The sequence below is a fragment of the Thermodesulfovibrio sp. 3462-1 genome (genome assembly GCF_040451425.1).
Classification (GTDB): Bacteria; Nitrospirota; Thermodesulfovibrionia; order Thermodesulfovibrionales; family Thermodesulfovibrionaceae; genus Thermodesulfovibrio; species Thermodesulfovibrio obliviosus.
This window is the reverse complement of the sequence record NZ_CP144374.1, coordinates 593,195-609,379: the sequence shown is the minus strand read 5'-3', so window position 1 is coordinate 609,379 and position 16,185 is coordinate 593,195. Positions and strand designations below refer to the sequence as shown.

13 protein-coding genes are annotated in these 16,185 nt (G+C 35.6%); all 13 read left to right on the top strand.

Translation table 11 applies throughout. The features are described 5' to 3' along the window. Position 1 precedes the first annotated feature (1 nt). The 13 genes from V4D31_RS03040 to cas1b all read left to right on the top strand — a co-directional run bounded on the left by V4D31_RS03040 (position 2) and on the right by cas1b (position 16,184). Complete coding sequence (locus tag V4D31_RS03040) at positions 2–1,702, top strand: TIGR02556 family CRISPR-associated protein (RefSeq protein WP_353686771.1); 1,701 nt, start codon at positions 2–4, stop codon at positions 1,700–1,702. 43 nt (positions 1,703–1,745) lie between these two features. Next, on the top strand, positions 1,746–2,948 hold the full coding sequence (locus V4D31_RS03035; protein ID WP_353686770.1) for a DUF1887 family CARF protein: 1,203 nt from the start codon (positions 1,746–1,748) through the stop codon (positions 2,946–2,948). A gap of 19 nt (positions 2,949–2,967) precedes the next feature. Further along, the gene (locus V4D31_RS03030; RefSeq protein WP_353686769.1) at positions 2,968–4,527 is read left to right on the top strand and encodes a hypothetical protein; all 1,560 of its coding nucleotides are present in this window, start codon (positions 2,968–2,970) and stop codon (positions 4,525–4,527) included. Next, positions 4,524–5,201, top strand: coding sequence for an RAMP superfamily CRISPR-associated protein (locus tag V4D31_RS03025; RefSeq protein WP_353686768.1), 678 nt, complete (start codon positions 4,524–4,526; stop codon positions 5,199–5,201). The genes V4D31_RS03030 and V4D31_RS03025 overlap by 4 nt, the downstream gene beginning before the upstream one ends. Continuing rightward, a complete protein-coding gene (locus V4D31_RS03020) occupies positions 5,189–6,676 on the top strand; it encodes an RAMP superfamily CRISPR-associated protein (RefSeq protein WP_353686767.1) in 1,488 nt (495 codons plus the stop codon). Before V4D31_RS03025 ends, V4D31_RS03020 begins: the two co-directional genes overlap by 13 nt. Beyond that, complete coding sequence (locus tag V4D31_RS03015; RefSeq protein WP_353686766.1) at positions 6,673–7,989, top strand: RAMP superfamily CRISPR-associated protein; 1,317 nt, start codon at positions 6,673–6,675, stop codon at positions 7,987–7,989. The genes V4D31_RS03020 and V4D31_RS03015 overlap by 4 nt, the downstream gene beginning before the upstream one ends. After that, positions 7,983–8,531 (top strand): CRISPR-associated protein Csx19, encoded by a 549-nt coding sequence (gene csx19 / locus V4D31_RS03010; protein WP_353686765.1) that lies wholly within the window; start codon positions 7,983–7,985, stop codon positions 8,529–8,531. The genes V4D31_RS03015 and csx19 overlap by 7 nt, the downstream gene beginning before the upstream one ends. 95 nt (positions 8,532–8,626) lie before the next feature. Beyond that, positions 8,627–10,729 (top strand): TIGR03986 family CRISPR-associated RAMP protein, encoded by a 2,103-nt coding sequence (locus V4D31_RS03005; RefSeq protein WP_353686764.1) that lies wholly within the window; start codon positions 8,627–8,629, stop codon positions 10,727–10,729. A gap of 10 nt (positions 10,730–10,739) precedes the next feature. Further along, on the top strand, positions 10,740–11,651 hold the full coding sequence (gene cas7b / locus V4D31_RS03000; RefSeq protein WP_353686763.1) for a type I-B CRISPR-associated protein Cas7/Csh2: 912 nt from the start codon (positions 10,740–10,742) through the stop codon (positions 11,649–11,651). Positions 11,652–11,661: 10 nt separating this feature from the next. After that, on the top strand, positions 11,662–12,381 hold the full coding sequence (gene cas5b / locus V4D31_RS02995) for a type I-B CRISPR-associated protein Cas5b (RefSeq protein WP_353686762.1): 720 nt from the start codon (positions 11,662–11,664) through the stop codon (positions 12,379–12,381). Beyond that, entirely contained in the window at positions 12,356–14,698 is a 2,343-nt protein-coding gene (cas3, locus tag V4D31_RS02990) for a CRISPR-associated helicase Cas3' (RefSeq protein ID WP_353686761.1), read from the top strand. Before cas5b ends, cas3 begins: the two co-directional genes overlap by 26 nt. Beyond that, positions 14,692–15,195 carry a CRISPR-associated protein Cas4 gene (gene cas4, locus V4D31_RS02985; RefSeq protein ID WP_353686760.1) on the top strand — a complete coding sequence of 168 codons (504 nt, stop codon included), beginning with the start codon at positions 14,692–14,694 and terminating at the stop codon, positions 15,193–15,195. The genes cas3 and cas4 overlap by 7 nt, the downstream gene beginning before the upstream one ends. Then, entirely contained in the window at positions 15,192–16,184 is a 993-nt protein-coding gene (cas1b, locus tag V4D31_RS02980; protein WP_353686759.1) for a type I-B CRISPR-associated endonuclease Cas1b, read from the top strand. Before cas4 ends, cas1b begins: the two co-directional genes overlap by 4 nt. Position 16,185: the final 1 nt, after the last annotated feature.

The window sequence follows — 16,185 nt, the reverse complement described above, 5'->3', positions numbered from 1 at the left end:
AATGCTTTCAGCAGTTAAAGAAATTGGTAGATTTGTATCTCAGCCAACTGTAAAAATAGAAGGGAAAATAATTTTTATAGTGCTTGATTCTAACTTGTCATTTAAAGCGATTGAACTTGAAGATTTCATTGCAGAAAAAATAGATAGATATCTTTATAAAACTGGAGAAAGTAAAGGTAACAGACCATCGCCATTTGCACCAATTAACCCCAAGGAACCTAAAAAAACCTTTGAAAAAATCATCAACTGGTTTAAAAATTATGAGCGAACCCCAAATCTTAAACCTGAAGACCTTAATAAAATCAGAAAGATTAACAATGTGCTTCAACAGGAAAAATCCAAGATTTTGTCCTCAATAGTTGATCAAGTAAAACAACTACCTAAAAAATCAACTAAATTTCTTTCAGTAAGGATAAATGATAAATACCTTGGAGATTTTAGATTGTTCAGGGAAATTTTTAACCTCAATATTTCTCAAAGAATTGGTAGGTCCTCTTCTAAAGATAGGACGTGTTCTATCTGTGGTGAAGTAAAAGATACAGTTTCTGCAAGAACACATGTCTATCAATTTGATACCGATGACAAGCCCGGCTTTATTACGGAATTTAACAAAAAGAACTACTGGAAAAACATTCCAGTCTGTCAGGAATGTCGTGATTTACTTCAAAAGGGTAGGGATTTTATTAAGGATAAGCTAACCTTTAAATTTTACGGTATGAAATATCAACTAATTCCAAAATTTTTATTGGGCGGACCGGAAGTTGTAGAAGAAATACTAGAAATTTTATCTGACACCCATAAAAGTATTTCCCTTAAAGAAAGAACTGTAAAAAGGCTAACAGATGATGAAAACGAGATACTTGAATACCTTTCTAAAAAGGAAGATGTTCTGACTTTAAATATCCTCTTTCTTGAAAGCCAGCGGAGTGCAGAGAGAATTCTGCTTCTCATAGAGGATGTTTTCCCATCAAGGCTAAAAACTATTTTTGATGCAAAAAATTATGTGGACAAGCTTTTTAATGAAGAATTTAATTTCGGTAAAGTAAGATCATTTTTCTATAAATCTGATGAAGACAAAAGAGAAACCGACCTTGACAAATATTTTCTTGAAATAGTTGATTCTATTTTTAGAGGTCAGAGAATTGATTTTAATTTTTTAGTTAAGTTTTTTATGCAAAACATAAGAAGAGATTTTATGAATAATGAGTTTTATCTTTTTAAGATTAGAGATGCAAGGATGTGTATGGTATTTTTTGAAAAACTTGGTTTAATAAATTTTGAGGAGGTAAATATGGAACCAAACCTTTTTGACGAAATATTTAACAAATACGGTAAGTCGTTGAATGCACCTGAAAAAAGAGGCATATTTTTACTTGGTGCGCTAACACAGATGCTATTAAATAAACAGTATTCTGAAAGGGAATCAAAACCACCATTTATGAAAAAATTAAAAAGCTTAAAAATGGATGAAAAAGATATAAAGGCATTACTGCCAGAAGTGCAGAATAAATTAGAAGAATATGAGACTTTTGATAAAGGTAAAAGATTGATTGCACAAGAAGCATCTAAGTATTTATTGCAGGCTGGTGATGGATGGAGAATGTCTGTGGATGAGATAAACTTTTATTTTGCCTGCGGAATGAATCTTTACGAGAAAATCGCAAAAATTGTTTATGAAAAACATGAATTACCAATTTTGTAACTTAATTTTATTAACTGGCACTAATCCATTGCCCAATTTTGTCGTGGCTGAATATTTTCTTGCCCAAAATAAAAATCTCAAAAATATTTTTTTAATCTATTCAGAAGAAACCAATAATCAGAGAGGAACAAAAAATTATTGTGACACCCTTAAAGAGCTTCTTAACTCTCATCATCAAAACAATCTTACCTTTGAATTTATTCATCTTTCTAACATCAGTGATGCAAGCCAGATCAGAAGAAACCTTGATGCAAGACTTCTTCCATTACTCAATTCAACTTTCTCTGTCCATCTCAACTATACAGGAGGAACAAAGGTAATGGGAACGCATGTTTACAGGTGGCTTGAGGAAAAAGCCAGAGAAAATAATATAAAAGCCTCTTTCTCATATCTTGATGCCAGGACATTCCAGATAGTAGATGATATAAATGGCAGGATTACGGGTGACCTTAGAAATGAAATAGGGCTAAGCATTCAGGAATTGATAAGTCTTCATGAGTTTGAAAGAAAAAACAAGCCCTCGGAGGAAATTGATTTATTCAAAAACGCCGTTAATAAGTTTAAGGAACTTATTGAGGCAGATAAACTTAAAGATTGGTTTAACAAATATCAAAGAGACCTTTTTACCAGTAAAAATCCTAAAGAAAAAGACAAACTGGTAGAAAAAATAAGAAACTTAAAAGACGATCTGAAAAATTTCAGGGCAGAGGGAAGTTTCCTGGAGATTATAAGATCAATGCCAGAGGATTATATATTATTCAATAATGATGGCTCTTTCAGAGAGCCTAAATCAAATGATTGTTTAAAACAAGCGGTGAAGTTTCTTGATGGAAAATGGCTCGAACTATATGTATTTGATGTTCTGAAAAATAACCTGACAGGGCAAAACATAGAAATTGACCGTAACTGGGAAATCAAAAAGAAACAATGGTCCAGCCAGCATCAGAAGTTTGAGCTTGATATAATCCTTTTGAAAGGTTATCAACTGATAGGAATTTCTTGTACTACAGCCTCGCAGAGGCATATTTGTAAAAGCAAGGGTTTTGAGATATTCTTAAGAACAAGACAGATTGGTGGCAAGGAGGCAAGGGCTGTGCTGATTACAAGGCTTAATAAATCTCAAAGGAATGAACTTCAGGAAGAGCTTGAGATTGATACAGAAGGCAAAGAAAACATCTTAGTTCTTGGTGAGGATGACCTAAAAGAATCAGTCCTGATCAATAGGATAAAAGACTTTATCAAATAATCATAACCGGAGGTTATTTATGGAAGATAAGTTTTTCGCTGTTTTGCTTGATACGGTCTCAATCCAGAGGTATGTCTTCAGCACAAACAATCTTAAAGAAAACATAGGTGCATCCTATATAGTTGAGGATATTTATGATAGTCATCTTAAAAAGGTGAACAAGGAAATGTTTCCTGAATTAACAGAAGAATATTATGAGGCGTGGGAAACAGAGCCTGATAGAATTCGGATAAAAGAAAATGGAGTGCCCTTTGAGATTGGCTATATTGGTGGCGGGAATGCCCTTTTGTTATTTAAGGAGAAAAACAGGGCTCAGGAATTTATAAAACAATGGACACTGAGATTACTCATTCATGCACCCGGGATAATCCCTGCCTGTGCTTTTGGAGAAATAGATTTGAATAACTTTTCTTCAAGCCTCAAGATACTTTTTAAAACCCTTGCAAAAAATAAGGCAAGCTTTGTTCCACAGACAATAATCCGAAGGCATGGCATTACAGCAGAGTGTCCTCGCACGGGATTATCAAGGGAAGTCTGGTGCAGAAATCTACCCGATGAAGAACAAGATTACATATCCTCTGTATCCAATGCTAAAATTGAGGCTGCAGAGAAAGCAAAAAGAAAAATAATAGAAATCCTGAAAGAATTAAACCTTGATAAAAAATATACCTTTACAGATGAGCTTGACAAACTTGGACAGAGCAAAGGAGAAGACAGCCACATAGCCATAGTTCACATAGATGGTAATGATATGGGAGAGAGGGTGAAGGCTCAAACGGATCTTATTACTTTAAGAAAATTTTCCTGCTCGGTCAGAAATGCAACCATGAATGCTTTTAAAGCAATGCTTACAGAAATAGTTAAACATGCGGGAGAAATTGAAAAGGAGATAAAACTGAGGCAGGAAGATGGCAAAAAAATCCTTCCATTACGCCCCATTATTATTGGAGGTGATGACATAACCTTTGTCTCTGAGGGAAGGCTTGGAATATGGCTTGCAAAGGTCTTTCTTGAAGAGTTTGAAAGGCAGAAAGTATCAGATGGAAAGCCTTTAACTGCCTGTGCTGGCATTGCAATAACAAAAACAAAGTATCCTTTTTATAGGGGTTATGAATTAAGTGAAGATCTTTGTAAATCAGCAAAGAGAAAAAGAAAAGATCAAAATGACAATGGCTCCTGGCTTGACTTCCATCTTGCTTATGGAGGATTTTCGGGAAGTCTTGATGATATAAGAGAAAGTCATTATAAAGCCCCTAATGTAAAAAGCCTTGTTCTGAGACCTTACAAAATTCAGGATTTTTATGAACTTCTCAGTGCTGTTTCAGAGTTTAAGAAAAAAGACAATGGCAAAACAAAATTTCCCCGCTCAAAGCTCATGGAATTAAGGCAGGTGCTTTATATGGATAAAGACGCTCAAGAACTATTTATTGAAGAATTAAGTGCAAGGCAACTTAAACTGCCGAAATATAAAGACTTCGATGGTTCAGAGATTATAAAAGGCAATCAGACTCCCTATTTTGATATGATAGAGCTTATAGAACTCTATCCAGAATCTGCCTTAAATGGAGGTAGCAGATGAAGATATATAAACTTACCATTGAACTCAAATCACCTTGCCTCATAGGCTCAGGAGAAGGCTTTGGAGCTATTATAGATTCTGATATTGTATTTGACGAATATGGCATCCCTTATATCCCATCAAAAAGGATTAAAGGATGTTTAAGGGACTCAGCCATTGAGATTTGTGAAATGTTTGAATCTGCAGGAATTAATGTATTAGATTTGCAAAAAGACAAAACTGAAAATAAATATTCTATTGTAACTTCCATATTTGGAAAACCTGGCAATGATAAATCAGCTCCAGTTTATTTTTCCAATCTGACGATACAAGGATATGATGACATAAAAAAATGGCTTGCCTATTTAATGAATCAATACAGTGGTCTGATATCTCGCGAAGGCATTATAGAGCAATATACAGAAATCAGACAGCAGACCGCAATTGATGAGACCACAGGCACAGCAGAAGAACACTCATTGAGGACAATAAGGGTGGCAAAGAAGGGGCTTGTATTTGAAGGCAGTATAGATGCAGATATTGATGATGTAAAGCTCCTCTATTTTGCAGTGAAAAACCTGAGGCGTTTAGGCACAAAGAGAAACAGAGGCTATGGTGAAGTAGAATGTAAACTTTACGATGGTTCAAATGAAATAAATTTTATAAATGAACTGGAGGTCTTATGCAAGCAATAAGATATAGCATTAAATCGCTCTCACCACTCCTTTTTGCCTCAAACACAGGCGACCCAAACATGGTGTCAACCCTTGACTTCATCCCTGGCACTCACCTGAGGGGCATGTTTGCAAATGAATATATCAAAAAAAGAAGGCTTGGTGAAAATGCCCATAAAGATGAGACCTTTTACAGATGGTTTTTGAAAGGAGAGTTGAAGATTACAAATGCCTATATCATTTATGAAAACTATCATTATTACCCTATTCCTCTTTCAGTTCAGGAAGACAAAAAAGAAAAGGGAAATGCCTATGACCTTTTGTTTCAAAATGAAGAGTTTGATAAACAAACAAAAGGAATAGATGGTTATGTCAGGTTTTCAGGTAATTATCTTTACAAGTTTCCTGTAAAAAAATCCTTAAACTTCCATCATGCCAGAGATAGAGAGCGGGGAACTTCAAAGGAAGGTCTCATATTTAACTATGAGTCAATTAATGAAGGACAGACCTTTGAAGGATACATAATCGGAGAGGACAAGGATATTAAAGATTTTATGAGCATTATAGGGGATGGCATCTATTATCTTGGTAGGTCAAGGAATAATCAGTATGGAAAGATAGAATTCAGGCTCTTAGATAAAGAACCAGTGGATTTCACAGGCGAAATTAAAACTGAGATTGATGATATTCAAAGTGCAGTAATTACCCTCCTTTCAGACACGATTGTTTACAATGAATATGGATACTCTACTACTGACATTAAAGGGTTTGAGAAGGCTATTGGATGCAAAATCAAGCAAGCCTTTATAAAACAGACTGAAGAAGAGGGTTTTCTCTCTATATGGAGGCTCAAAACCCCGCAGGAAGTATGCTTCAGGGCGGGCTCATGTTTTCTTGTTGAGCTGAAAGATGGAGATATACAGAGGTTGAGAGACCTTCAGAAAAAAGGCATCGGAATGCGGACTCATGAAGGATTTGGCAGGTTTGTCATTGGATGGCAGGCAGAAGAGAATCAAATCACAATAAAAGATGAAGAAAGGACAAAGCCACCCAGACCAGAAGGTGCTCCACCAGAAAAAGTAAAGGAGTTAATTGAAAATATAATCAAGGAAAATCTTAAAAAGTACATTCAGATAATGGCAATCAAAACCGCAAAGGATTTTAATAATCTACCCCCAGCATCACTTCTTGCAAAGCTGGAAGATGCTGTTAATAAAAGAGAATTAACAAAAAAATTACAAAATCTTAAAGATAAAGCAAAAATTAATCTTGAAAAGTGTAGAAGTAAGAACGCAGACCTTTATGAGTATTTAACTAACTTCAAAGTTGATGTAAGTCATGAGATCAGGCAAATAAATAAATTAGCCTATCTCTGCAATGAAATCTCCTATCAACCAGAAAATGATGCTGACTTTAAAAAAGAGCTTGAAAAAATCTATCTAACAACCTTCTTATCAACTATGAGGAAAAAGAAGAAACAGGAGGAGAAAAAATGATAAAGGGAAAGCTAATTCTTGAAGGCAAAATAGAACTTGTCTCTCCAGCAATGATTGGCTGTGGAAGGGATGAAAACTCTGACATGGATGTTATTCGTGATGCGAATGGGAAGCCCTACATCCCAGCAACCTCTTTTACAGGAGTGCTTCGGCATGCAATTAAATTAGACAACTCCTACAAGAAAAAACTTGAAGAATTCTGGGGCACACCAAAGAAAGATAACACAGGGCACAAAGACCTGAAACAGAGTTCAATTATTGTGAGTGACCTTATGCCTGAGGGGAATGTAGAGGTTGTTATAAGGGATGGAGTAAAGATTGACAACAAAAAAGGGATTGCAGAGAAAGGGGCAAAATTTGATTACGAAGTGATTGAACCAGGGGCTAAATTTAAACTTAATATTGAAGTTAACCTCAATGGCAATGAGGATGACTTCAAAAAACAGATGCTTGCGACTATAATTAATCTTCTTAAAAGTGAAAAAATCAGAATCGGGGCAAAGACAAACAGTGGATTTGGAAAGATAAAATTAGTTGAGCAAAGTATCTGTGAATTTGACTTTTCAAAGAAGCAAGATGTCTTTAGGTGGCTAAAGCAAGATTTCTCAAACCCTATAGACTTCAATATTGAACCTATCAGGTTAACCCAGAGGACCTTCAGCATCAATGCTGATTTTGTAATTAAAAACTCCCTTATCATTCGCTCCTATAACATAGAGCCTGATATGCCCGATACAGAGCACATCAAATCAAAGGGCAAGCCAGTCCTTCCAGGCACTTCCCTTAAAGGCGCCATCAGGGCAAGGGCAGAAAGGATTGTAAATACACTACAAAAGCCTGAGACAATAATCAAAGACCTTTTTGGAGATGTTGAAGAAGAAAAGAAAACTGCAAAGAAAGGCAGGATTCTTATTGAAGAGACAGTCCTTGAGGGTTATCCTGAAGAGGTCCAGACAAGGATAAAGATAGACCGTTTCACAGGTGGAACAATTGAATCAGCCCTTCTTGAAACAAAGCCATTGTTTAGAGGAAAAGATGAAAAAATCTTTAATGTCAGAATGACAATTAATGATTATAAAAAACATGAAGCAGGCTTAATGCTCCTTGTATTAAAAGACCTCTGGACAGGAGATTTGCCGGTAGGAGGTGAAAAGGCAATAGGAAGGGGAGTGCTTGAAGGCAGAAAGGCAATAATTAAGTGGGATGACAGGGAAATAGTTTTTGAGGATCCGACCCGACTGAATGACTCTGAAAAACAACAATTACAGGAATTTGTCAAAGCCCTTGTAAATAATGGAGGTGCCACATGTTAAATGCAAATGGGCTGGAGCTTAAAAGGATAAAATCAAAGGCTGAAACAATAAACATAGACAACATAAAATCCGCCCTTTCAGTTTTTAATTCAGATGGCTTTGTTATAGCCTATCTTGATTATAAGGTGCTGATTGGAAGGATTAAAAACAATGCCTTGCTCTTTTTTAATAATGAATCTATTGAAGAAAAATACATCCAGAGATTGAGGCTATTCAATGAACAAAAAGAGCTCCTTATATGGCGATTAGATGTTGGTTTGAGAGGTAGATTAAGGATTGATGATGAAGGAGAAGAAACCTATGTTGTAGATGCAAATCAGGTTTTGTGGGGGACCGATAGAGAGAAGCTATCTGATGGCTGGATAAGGCTCTTTGAAGAAAGGGGAACAGAACTCATTTTACCTTTTGATGAGATTCCTGTGGACAACAGGAAGAATCGCCTCTTCTTAAAGACCCGCAACTACATAGATTTTCATCCTGAGACCTATCAGGCTTCCTATGTAGATTGCCGATTTACAGGATTTAACAAAGGCGAAATGTAATGTTTTACGAGAAGATGCCCTTGAGTTCATAAAAGAATTTGTATCAAAAGACAAACTTAAAAAATGGAAGCTTTATTTGAAAGGAGGCTTTGAGTATGGAGAAAGCAAAACTTCAAATCACAAAGACAAAAAAGGGAGAATTTGAGGCAAGGCTGATTTTTCAAAACAATAAATCAATGCCGGTTTCTGGATTTAGACCAAAAGATAACACTTTAGACGGCAAAGAGGTGGAGGTGCAAAGAGAAAACGGGCAGGTTGTAAAAATACTCTGCGAAGGGAAAGAGATTTACACAAAAAGAAGTTCATCACCACAGAGGGATCTTCAAACGCGTCATTCACAGAGAAATCCCAGACCAGCCTCAAATGATATCTATGCCAGAGCTCCTTACAATTTTATTCCGCTTAATCATAAAGTTGTGCATGTTGATAACCCGCCAGATTTTGATAGATACCACACTGACAGATTCACAGGCTACATAGACCTTGAGATAAAGACCCTCACACCTTTTTATATCAGGGATACCTTAACTGAGGATGAATACAAAGAAAAGATAAGGATAGAAAAAGAAAAAGACCAACAATACATTAATCCCGACTTCTTCTCCCCTGGTGGACTTCTCCGCATCCCTGGCAGCTCCCTGCGCGGCATGATAAGGACAATGGTTGAGATAATGAGTTATGGGAAGTTTGGGTTTTTTGAGGATTCAAGGTTGTATTATAGGGGACTTGCTGACAAATGCAAGAATCTGCGACAAGAATATCAGAGAAAGATGAGTTCTTTTGATAAAAATAGTAAAAAAACTCAATATAAAATGTCTGCTGGAATTTTAACCAAAAAAGGCTTTGATTATTTCATTACACCAGCAAAAGGATTCAGACAGATACTCAAATCTGAAGCACGCCAAATGATTGAACAAACAGGCAAGAGGTATGAAGACTTCAAATTTTATAAAGTAAACAATGGGTACATTGTTGTTTCTGGTCCAATGGAAAATAAAAAGAGAGATTGGTTTATAGAATATCCTGATAAAGATGCAAAGGCGTTTAAAATTCCCGAAATTGATATTCAAAACTATAAGGATGACAAAAACAGAAGTGATAAAGTTCCAGACTTGCTAAAACTTGCGAAAGATGGCGTGCCCTGTTTCTATGTGAGATATAAGGATACAAAGGGTGAAGATAGAATCTCCTTCGGTCACACAGGTATGTTCCGCCTTGCCTATGAAAAGACCATTGGAGACCATGTGCCTGCTGAATTGAAAAAAGCTGTTTTAGACATCCCTGAGGCTATCTTTGGGAACGAAAAAACCTATGCCTCAAGAGTATTTTTTGAAGATGCCTATCTTGAGGGAAATCCAGAGGATGCCATTATGCCAAGCGTTATCCCACAGATTCTTTCAGGACCAAAACCAACATCATTTCAACACTATCTTGAGCAGAGACCTGAAAATCTCAAGGACCATCCTAAAAATCTTGCTCATTATAATTCTGCCAATCCAATCCGCGGCTACAAACTCTACTGGCACAGGGATGGAAATGGATGGGAAGAGGTGGAAATATCTTATGATGAAAAAGAATTCAACGAACTACTGAAAAAGCATCTGATTAGAAAAGAGGATTTTCAACCTTACATTTTAGAAGAGAAAAACAAAAAAATAAAAATAAACCTTACTAATTTGCCAGACAACCTCAGGAACATTATTTATCAGTCAATTGGAATATATGAAACTCAGCATACTATTTTAACTCCCATAAAACCAGGCTCTATTTTTCAAGGCAGAATCCGTTTTGAAAACCTTTCAAGGGTTGAACTTGGTGCCCTACTCTTTGCCCTTTCCCTGCCAGATGGTCTTGCCCATAAACTCGGCATGGGAAAGCCCCTCGGACTTGGCTCTGTTGAAATTAAGCCACGGCTTTATCTATCTAACAGACAAAACCGTTATCAGGACCTTTTTTCAGAGTGGAACGGTCTTGATGATAAAACTTCAGAGATTGAAGGCTTTAAAAAGGCTTTTGAAGAATATGTTTTCGAGAAACTTCAAGAAAACAGGTCATCCCTCTGGGAAACTGATAGGCTTAGGCAACTTAAGAAGATGCTTGACTTTGCCCATAGACCTGCAAATAAAAAGACTGAATATATGGAACTCGGCGAATTCAGACAAAGAAAGGTCTTAAATAAACCAGAAGAAATTTTATAAGGAGGTTAACATGCCAGAATTAGTAAAAAATCGTTCAGAAATTTTGTTTCTCTATGATGTGAAAGATGCCAATCCAAACGGAGACCCTGTTGATGAAAACAAGCCGAGGATTGATGAGGAAACAGGAGCAACCATTGTTACTGATGTGAGATTGAAAAGAACTATTAGAGATTATTTATACGATTACAAAGGTCAGGAAATTTTTATTCGTGAGATCAGGAAAGAAGATGGAAGTCTCAAAACAAAAGAGGAAAGATTGAACGACTTTGCCGATAGTTCCATAATTGAAAGATGTATTGATATTCGTCTTTTTGGCTGCACCACTGCTGTAGAAAATAGAACAATTACGCTTACAGGTCCGGTTCAGTTCAAATATGGAAGGTCTTTACATAAAGTTGACTTAACTTATATCAAAGGGACTACAGTTATGCCTTCTGCAACTGGCAGACAACAAGGCACCTTTACAGAACGGTATATTCTTCCATACTCTTTAATTGTTTTCTATGGAGTCGTAAATGAAAAGGCTGCTACAACTCAAAATATTCCTCTTACTGAAGAAGATATAGATTTAATGCTTGAGGGAATGTGGAATGGAACGAAAAATCTTATCTCAGGCTCAAAGTTTGGACAGATGCCAAGAATACTTTTACAGATTGTTTATAAAGAAGGACTAAATTTTTACATTGGAGAACTTGATAAACTTATATCTTTAAAATCAGAGATCCCTGATGAAGCTATAAGAGATATATCAGAAGTGAAAATAGATGTAACCAAGCTTATTGATACTCTTGCTAAATATAAAGACAAAATAGAAAAAGTCAGAGTAAAAGTTGATGATAGAGTCAGGCTTATCAGAAATGGCGAGGAAATTGATTTAAAAAGTGCATTAAGTGATCTCACTGTAGAGGAGCTCACTTTTTAGGGTTTTAACTATGAAAGTGCTTGTGTTTGATTTATACGGTGATTTTGCTCATTTCCGAAAATATTACACCACTACATCACCTCTTACCTTTTCTTTTCCACCACCTCCAACAGTTGCGGGCATATTAGGTGCGATTTATGGCGCTCCAAAAAATGAATATTTAAATATTTTTGGATATGACAATTGCAAAATCGCCTTAAGGATAATAAACCCTATAAAAAAAGTGCGAATGGGAATAAATCTAATAAACACTAAAGACAACAAATACCTTCTTCTTATTAAAAAGAAAAATCATGAGCCACGCACTCAGATATTAACTGAATTTGTTAAGACACCAAAATACAGAGTCTATGTCTGGCACCAAGATAAAGATACTTTTGACAAACTCATCAATATGGTTCAATCCCATCAATCATTTTATACAGTTTCGTTAGGTTTAAGTGAACTTCTTGCTGATTTTTGTTTTGTTGGAGTTTATGATACAAGAGAAATGGAAAAACCCAGGACCGAGATTTCTACTGTAGTACCTGTAAGCATGCTCATAAACAAGGGCATAGAATTACAGGAGGGGAGAAAATACTTCAAGGAAAAAATTCCTATAAGGATGACACCAGAAAGAATCGTTGAGAACTACGGTGATGTTATTTATGAGCCAGAAGGGAGGACAATTACAGCATATTTGAAAAAATTTTACTATCTTGAAAATGGGGAAAATATCGTCTTCTTCTAATTTGTATTCCCATCCAGATAAATTACTGGAAGACCATCTCATCAATGTAGCTGATTTGATGGAATATTTCTTATCAGAGAAACCGTTAGCTATTCAGAATGAGCTTAAAGAGGTTGCACGAATAATTGGTCTTACTCACGATATAGGTAAGTCAACCAGATATTTTCAGGATTATCTTTTTGCAGAAGAGTCAGCTAAGCAAAAATTAAAGTCTGAATATTCATCGCACAGTCTCTTTTCTGCTATATGTACCTACTTTATCGTAAAAGAATTTTGTCAAAAAACATGTAATGAAAATGTATTCTTGCCCCTTTTTGCTTACATTGCGGTAAGGAGGCATCACGATGACCTGATAGATGTAATGGATGAAACATCACTATTTGATGAAAAAAATCTTCAAATACTACAAACACAGCTTGAAAGCATTAATAATCATTCTTTTTCCACATTGTGCAATACATTGCATCAAAAAGGACTTCCCGTTTTGCTAACAAAGCTATTGATTAATACATGGTTTAACGAATTTGAGAGAGAATTAAAGTTTTACAAAAAATTAATAAGGAAAAACAAAGATTTGACACCTTATCTCACTTTAAATCTTATTTATTCGCTTCTTCTTGATGCAGACAAAACCGACGTAGTTCTTGAAAATTCCAATATTCCGATAAGAAAGACTTATGATGACAAAGATTGGGTAAAGAACTACTTAATAAAAGTAAAACCCATCCCGTCCATAATTAATGAACTAAGAACTAAAGCTTACCATGAGGTAATGAAAAAAGATATTGATCTGAATAAAAGATTTTATTCTATCAACTTACCCACAGGACTTGGAAAGACCCTTACCGGTCTTTCCTTTGCATTGAAACTAAAAAGCGAGCTCAGAAAATTGAAAGTCAATCCAAGAATAATTTACTCTCTACCTTTTCTAAGCATAATTGAGCAAAACGCTCAGGTCATTGAAAAAGTAATTGAAGAAAACGGAACAAATCCCACATCAAATATCATGCTCAAACACCATCATCTTGCAGAGATTTTTTACAAAACTGAAGAAAAGGAATATGAAACTCAAGAAGGGGAATTATTGATAGAGGGATGGAACTCGGAAATAATAATAACAACTTTCGTTCAACTCTTTCACACATTGTTTTCGAATAAAAACAGTAGTTTACGAAAATTCCACCGCTTTATCAATTCAATTATAATACTTGATGAGATACAATCTATACCTATTAAGTATTGGAAACTTATCAAAACAATCCTGATGTTACTTGCAGAGAAATTTAATTCATATGTCATTCTTATGACTGCTACCGAACCGCTGATATTTGATAAGAATGAAATATTTAGCATAACAGAGCCCTCTAAATATTATGATAACCTTAATAGAATAGAGTTATACTCGGAAATTGAAAATCCAGTCAAAATTGAACAAATTGTCAATCAAATTGATGAAAATCCAGAGAATTCAAAACTATTTATCTTTAATACAATTGCATCTGCCAAGAAATTCTATTCACTTCTTAAAATCAATTCTATATCAAAAACATTTCTCAGCACCCATATTGTTCCATTAGAAAGGCAAAAAAGAATTGAGGAAATTAGAAATGGAAAATACAAATTAGTTGTGTCCACTCAACTCGTGGAGGCTGGAGTAGACATAGATTTTGACATAGTTTACAGGGATATCGCTCCTCTTGACAGTATAATCCAGTCTGCTGGAAGGTGTAACAGAAATGCTGGTAATAAAAAAGGCACAGTTAAAGTATTCACTCTTACGGACAAACATGGCAGACGCTATGCATCCTATATTTATGATCCTGTTTTAATTGATATTACAGAGAAACTTCTATCTGCAAGGCAATTTTTTAATGAAAAACAGCTTTTCCAGCTACTTGATACCTATTTCCAACAAATTACTGAAAAACTGAATCAGACAGAATCCTCAGAAATTTTAGAGGCTGTTTCCAGATTGAGATATGATAAACAGGAGACGGATGAGTTGTCAATTTCTGATTTTAAACTGATAGAGGAAGACTATCCAGAAATAGATGTATTTATTGAATACGACGAAAGAGCAGTAAAAGTTTGGAAGGAATTTGAAAGAATTAAAATGATTAAAAACCTTTTTGAACGGAAAAAAGAATTTTTGCAAATTCGCAAAGATTTTTACGATTATATCATTTCTATTCCAGCAAATACTGAAAATCTACCTCCAAAAATTATGGATACTTATTACATCTCTCAAAATCAGCTTGAAGATTATTATGACCATGAAACAGGATTTAAAACCAAAGCAGGGCTATTGTTATGGTGAATTCAATGCACCCCACTGGAACCCTTATCTGGTATTATTACATCTGCCCCCGGGAGGTCTGGCTTATGTCAAGGCAGCTTACACCATGGCAGGAAAATCCATTTATTGAGATTGGCAGGCTACTGTCAGAAGAAGCATACAAAAGGGAAAGAAAAGAGATTCATCTTGAAAACATTGTTATAGATTTGTTAAAAACAGAAGGTGAAAATGTGGTGATTGGTGAGGTTAAGAAAAGCTCTCGTTTTGAGAAAAGTGCAAGGATGCAACTTGCCTTTTATCTGTGGAGGCTAAAACAACTCGGTATTGAAGCTACTGGGCAACTTCTCTTTCCAAAAGAAAAGAAAAAAATCATTGTTACCCTTACAAAAGAGCTTAAAGCCGAGCTCATTGAAGCGCAAGCCCAGATTAAAGAAATAATTAAAATGGAGATACCTCCGCAAGCACAAAAAACAAAATTCTGTTCAAAATGTGGTTATCAGGAGTTTTGCTGGTCATGAAAAGGACGATTTACATATTTTCAGATGGCGAACTAAAAAGAAAAGGAAACACACTCTATTTTGAAACTGAAGAAGGCAAAAAATACATCCCTGTAGAAAACACATCAGAACTTTTTATCTTTGGTGAAGTTTCAATAAACAAGAGACTTCTTGAATTCCTCACAGAAAGCGAAATTATAATGCACTTTTTCAACTATTACGGCTACTATGTGGGCTCATACTATCCAAGACAGCATCTGAATTCTGGATATATGATACTAAAGCAGGCTGAACATTATCTTGACCCATCAAAACGGCTCATCCTTGCAAGGAAATTTGTAGAGGGTGCTGTGGAGAACATAAAAAAGGTGCTTGCTTATTATAAAAATAGAGGAAAACAACTGGAAAAGTATATTCAGAAAATAGAATCAATTTCTCAATCGCTACAATCCTGTAAAGACACAGAGGGATTGATGGCGATTGAGGGAAACATAAGGGAGCAATACTACTATGCCTTTGACAGGATTCTGGATAATGAGCATTTTATATTTGAAGGTAGAACAAGGAGACCACCAAAAAATCGGCTAAATGCCCTTATTAGTTTTGCAAATTCTATTCTCTATACAGTCTGTCTTAGCGAAATATATCATACCCATCTTGACCCCAGGATTGGTTTCTTGCATACCACGAATTTCAGGAGGTTTTCACTTAATCTTGATGTAGCAGAGGTCTTTAAGCCGATCATTGCAGACAGGGTGATATTTACACTGGTAAATAAAGGAATCATTAAACCACAGCATTTTGAACAGAAGCTTGACGGAATTGTTTTGAATGAGAAGGGGAGAGAGGTTTTTGTAAGAGAGATGGATGAGCGGCTCAAGGCAACTTTTGAGCACAGAGGGCTCGGCAGACATGTGTCTTACAGACAATTGATAAGGCTTGAACTCTACAAGATAGAGAAGCATCTCATAGGGGATGAAGAATACAGACCTTTTATAACCTCATGGTAGA

Coding starts and splice junctions, on each gene's coding strand:
- V4D31_RS03040 (WP_353686771.1), top strand. CDS start 2: ATGCTTTCAGCAGTTAAAGAAATTGGTAGATTTGTATCTCAGCCAACT.
- V4D31_RS03030 (WP_353686769.1), top strand. CDS start 2,968: ATGGAAGATAAGTTTTTCGCTGTTTTGCTTGATACGGTCTCAATCCAG.
- V4D31_RS03025 (WP_353686768.1), top strand. CDS start 4,524: ATGAAGATATATAAACTTACCATTGAACTCAAATCACCTTGCCTCATA.
- V4D31_RS03020 (WP_353686767.1), top strand. CDS start 5,189: ATGCAAGCAATAAGATATAGCATTAAATCGCTCTCACCACTCCTTTTT.
- V4D31_RS03015 (WP_353686766.1), top strand. CDS start 6,673: ATGATAAAGGGAAAGCTAATTCTTGAAGGCAAAATAGAACTTGTCTCT.
- csx19 (WP_353686765.1), top strand. CDS start 7,983: ATGTTAAATGCAAATGGGCTGGAGCTTAAAAGGATAAAATCAAAGGCT.
- V4D31_RS03005 (WP_353686764.1), top strand. CDS start 8,627: ATGGAGAAAGCAAAACTTCAAATCACAAAGACAAAAAAGGGAGAATTT.
- cas7b (WP_353686763.1), top strand. CDS start 10,740: ATGCCAGAATTAGTAAAAAATCGTTCAGAAATTTTGTTTCTCTATGAT.
- cas5b (WP_353686762.1), top strand. CDS start 11,662: ATGAAAGTGCTTGTGTTTGATTTATACGGTGATTTTGCTCATTTCCGA.
- cas3 (WP_353686761.1), top strand. CDS start 12,356: ATGGGGAAAATATCGTCTTCTTCTAATTTGTATTCCCATCCAGATAAA.
- cas4 (WP_353686760.1), top strand. CDS start 14,692: ATGGTGAATTCAATGCACCCCACTGGAACCCTTATCTGGTATTATTAC.
- cas1b (WP_353686759.1), top strand. CDS start 15,192: ATGAAAAGGACGATTTACATATTTTCAGATGGCGAACTAAAAAGAAAA.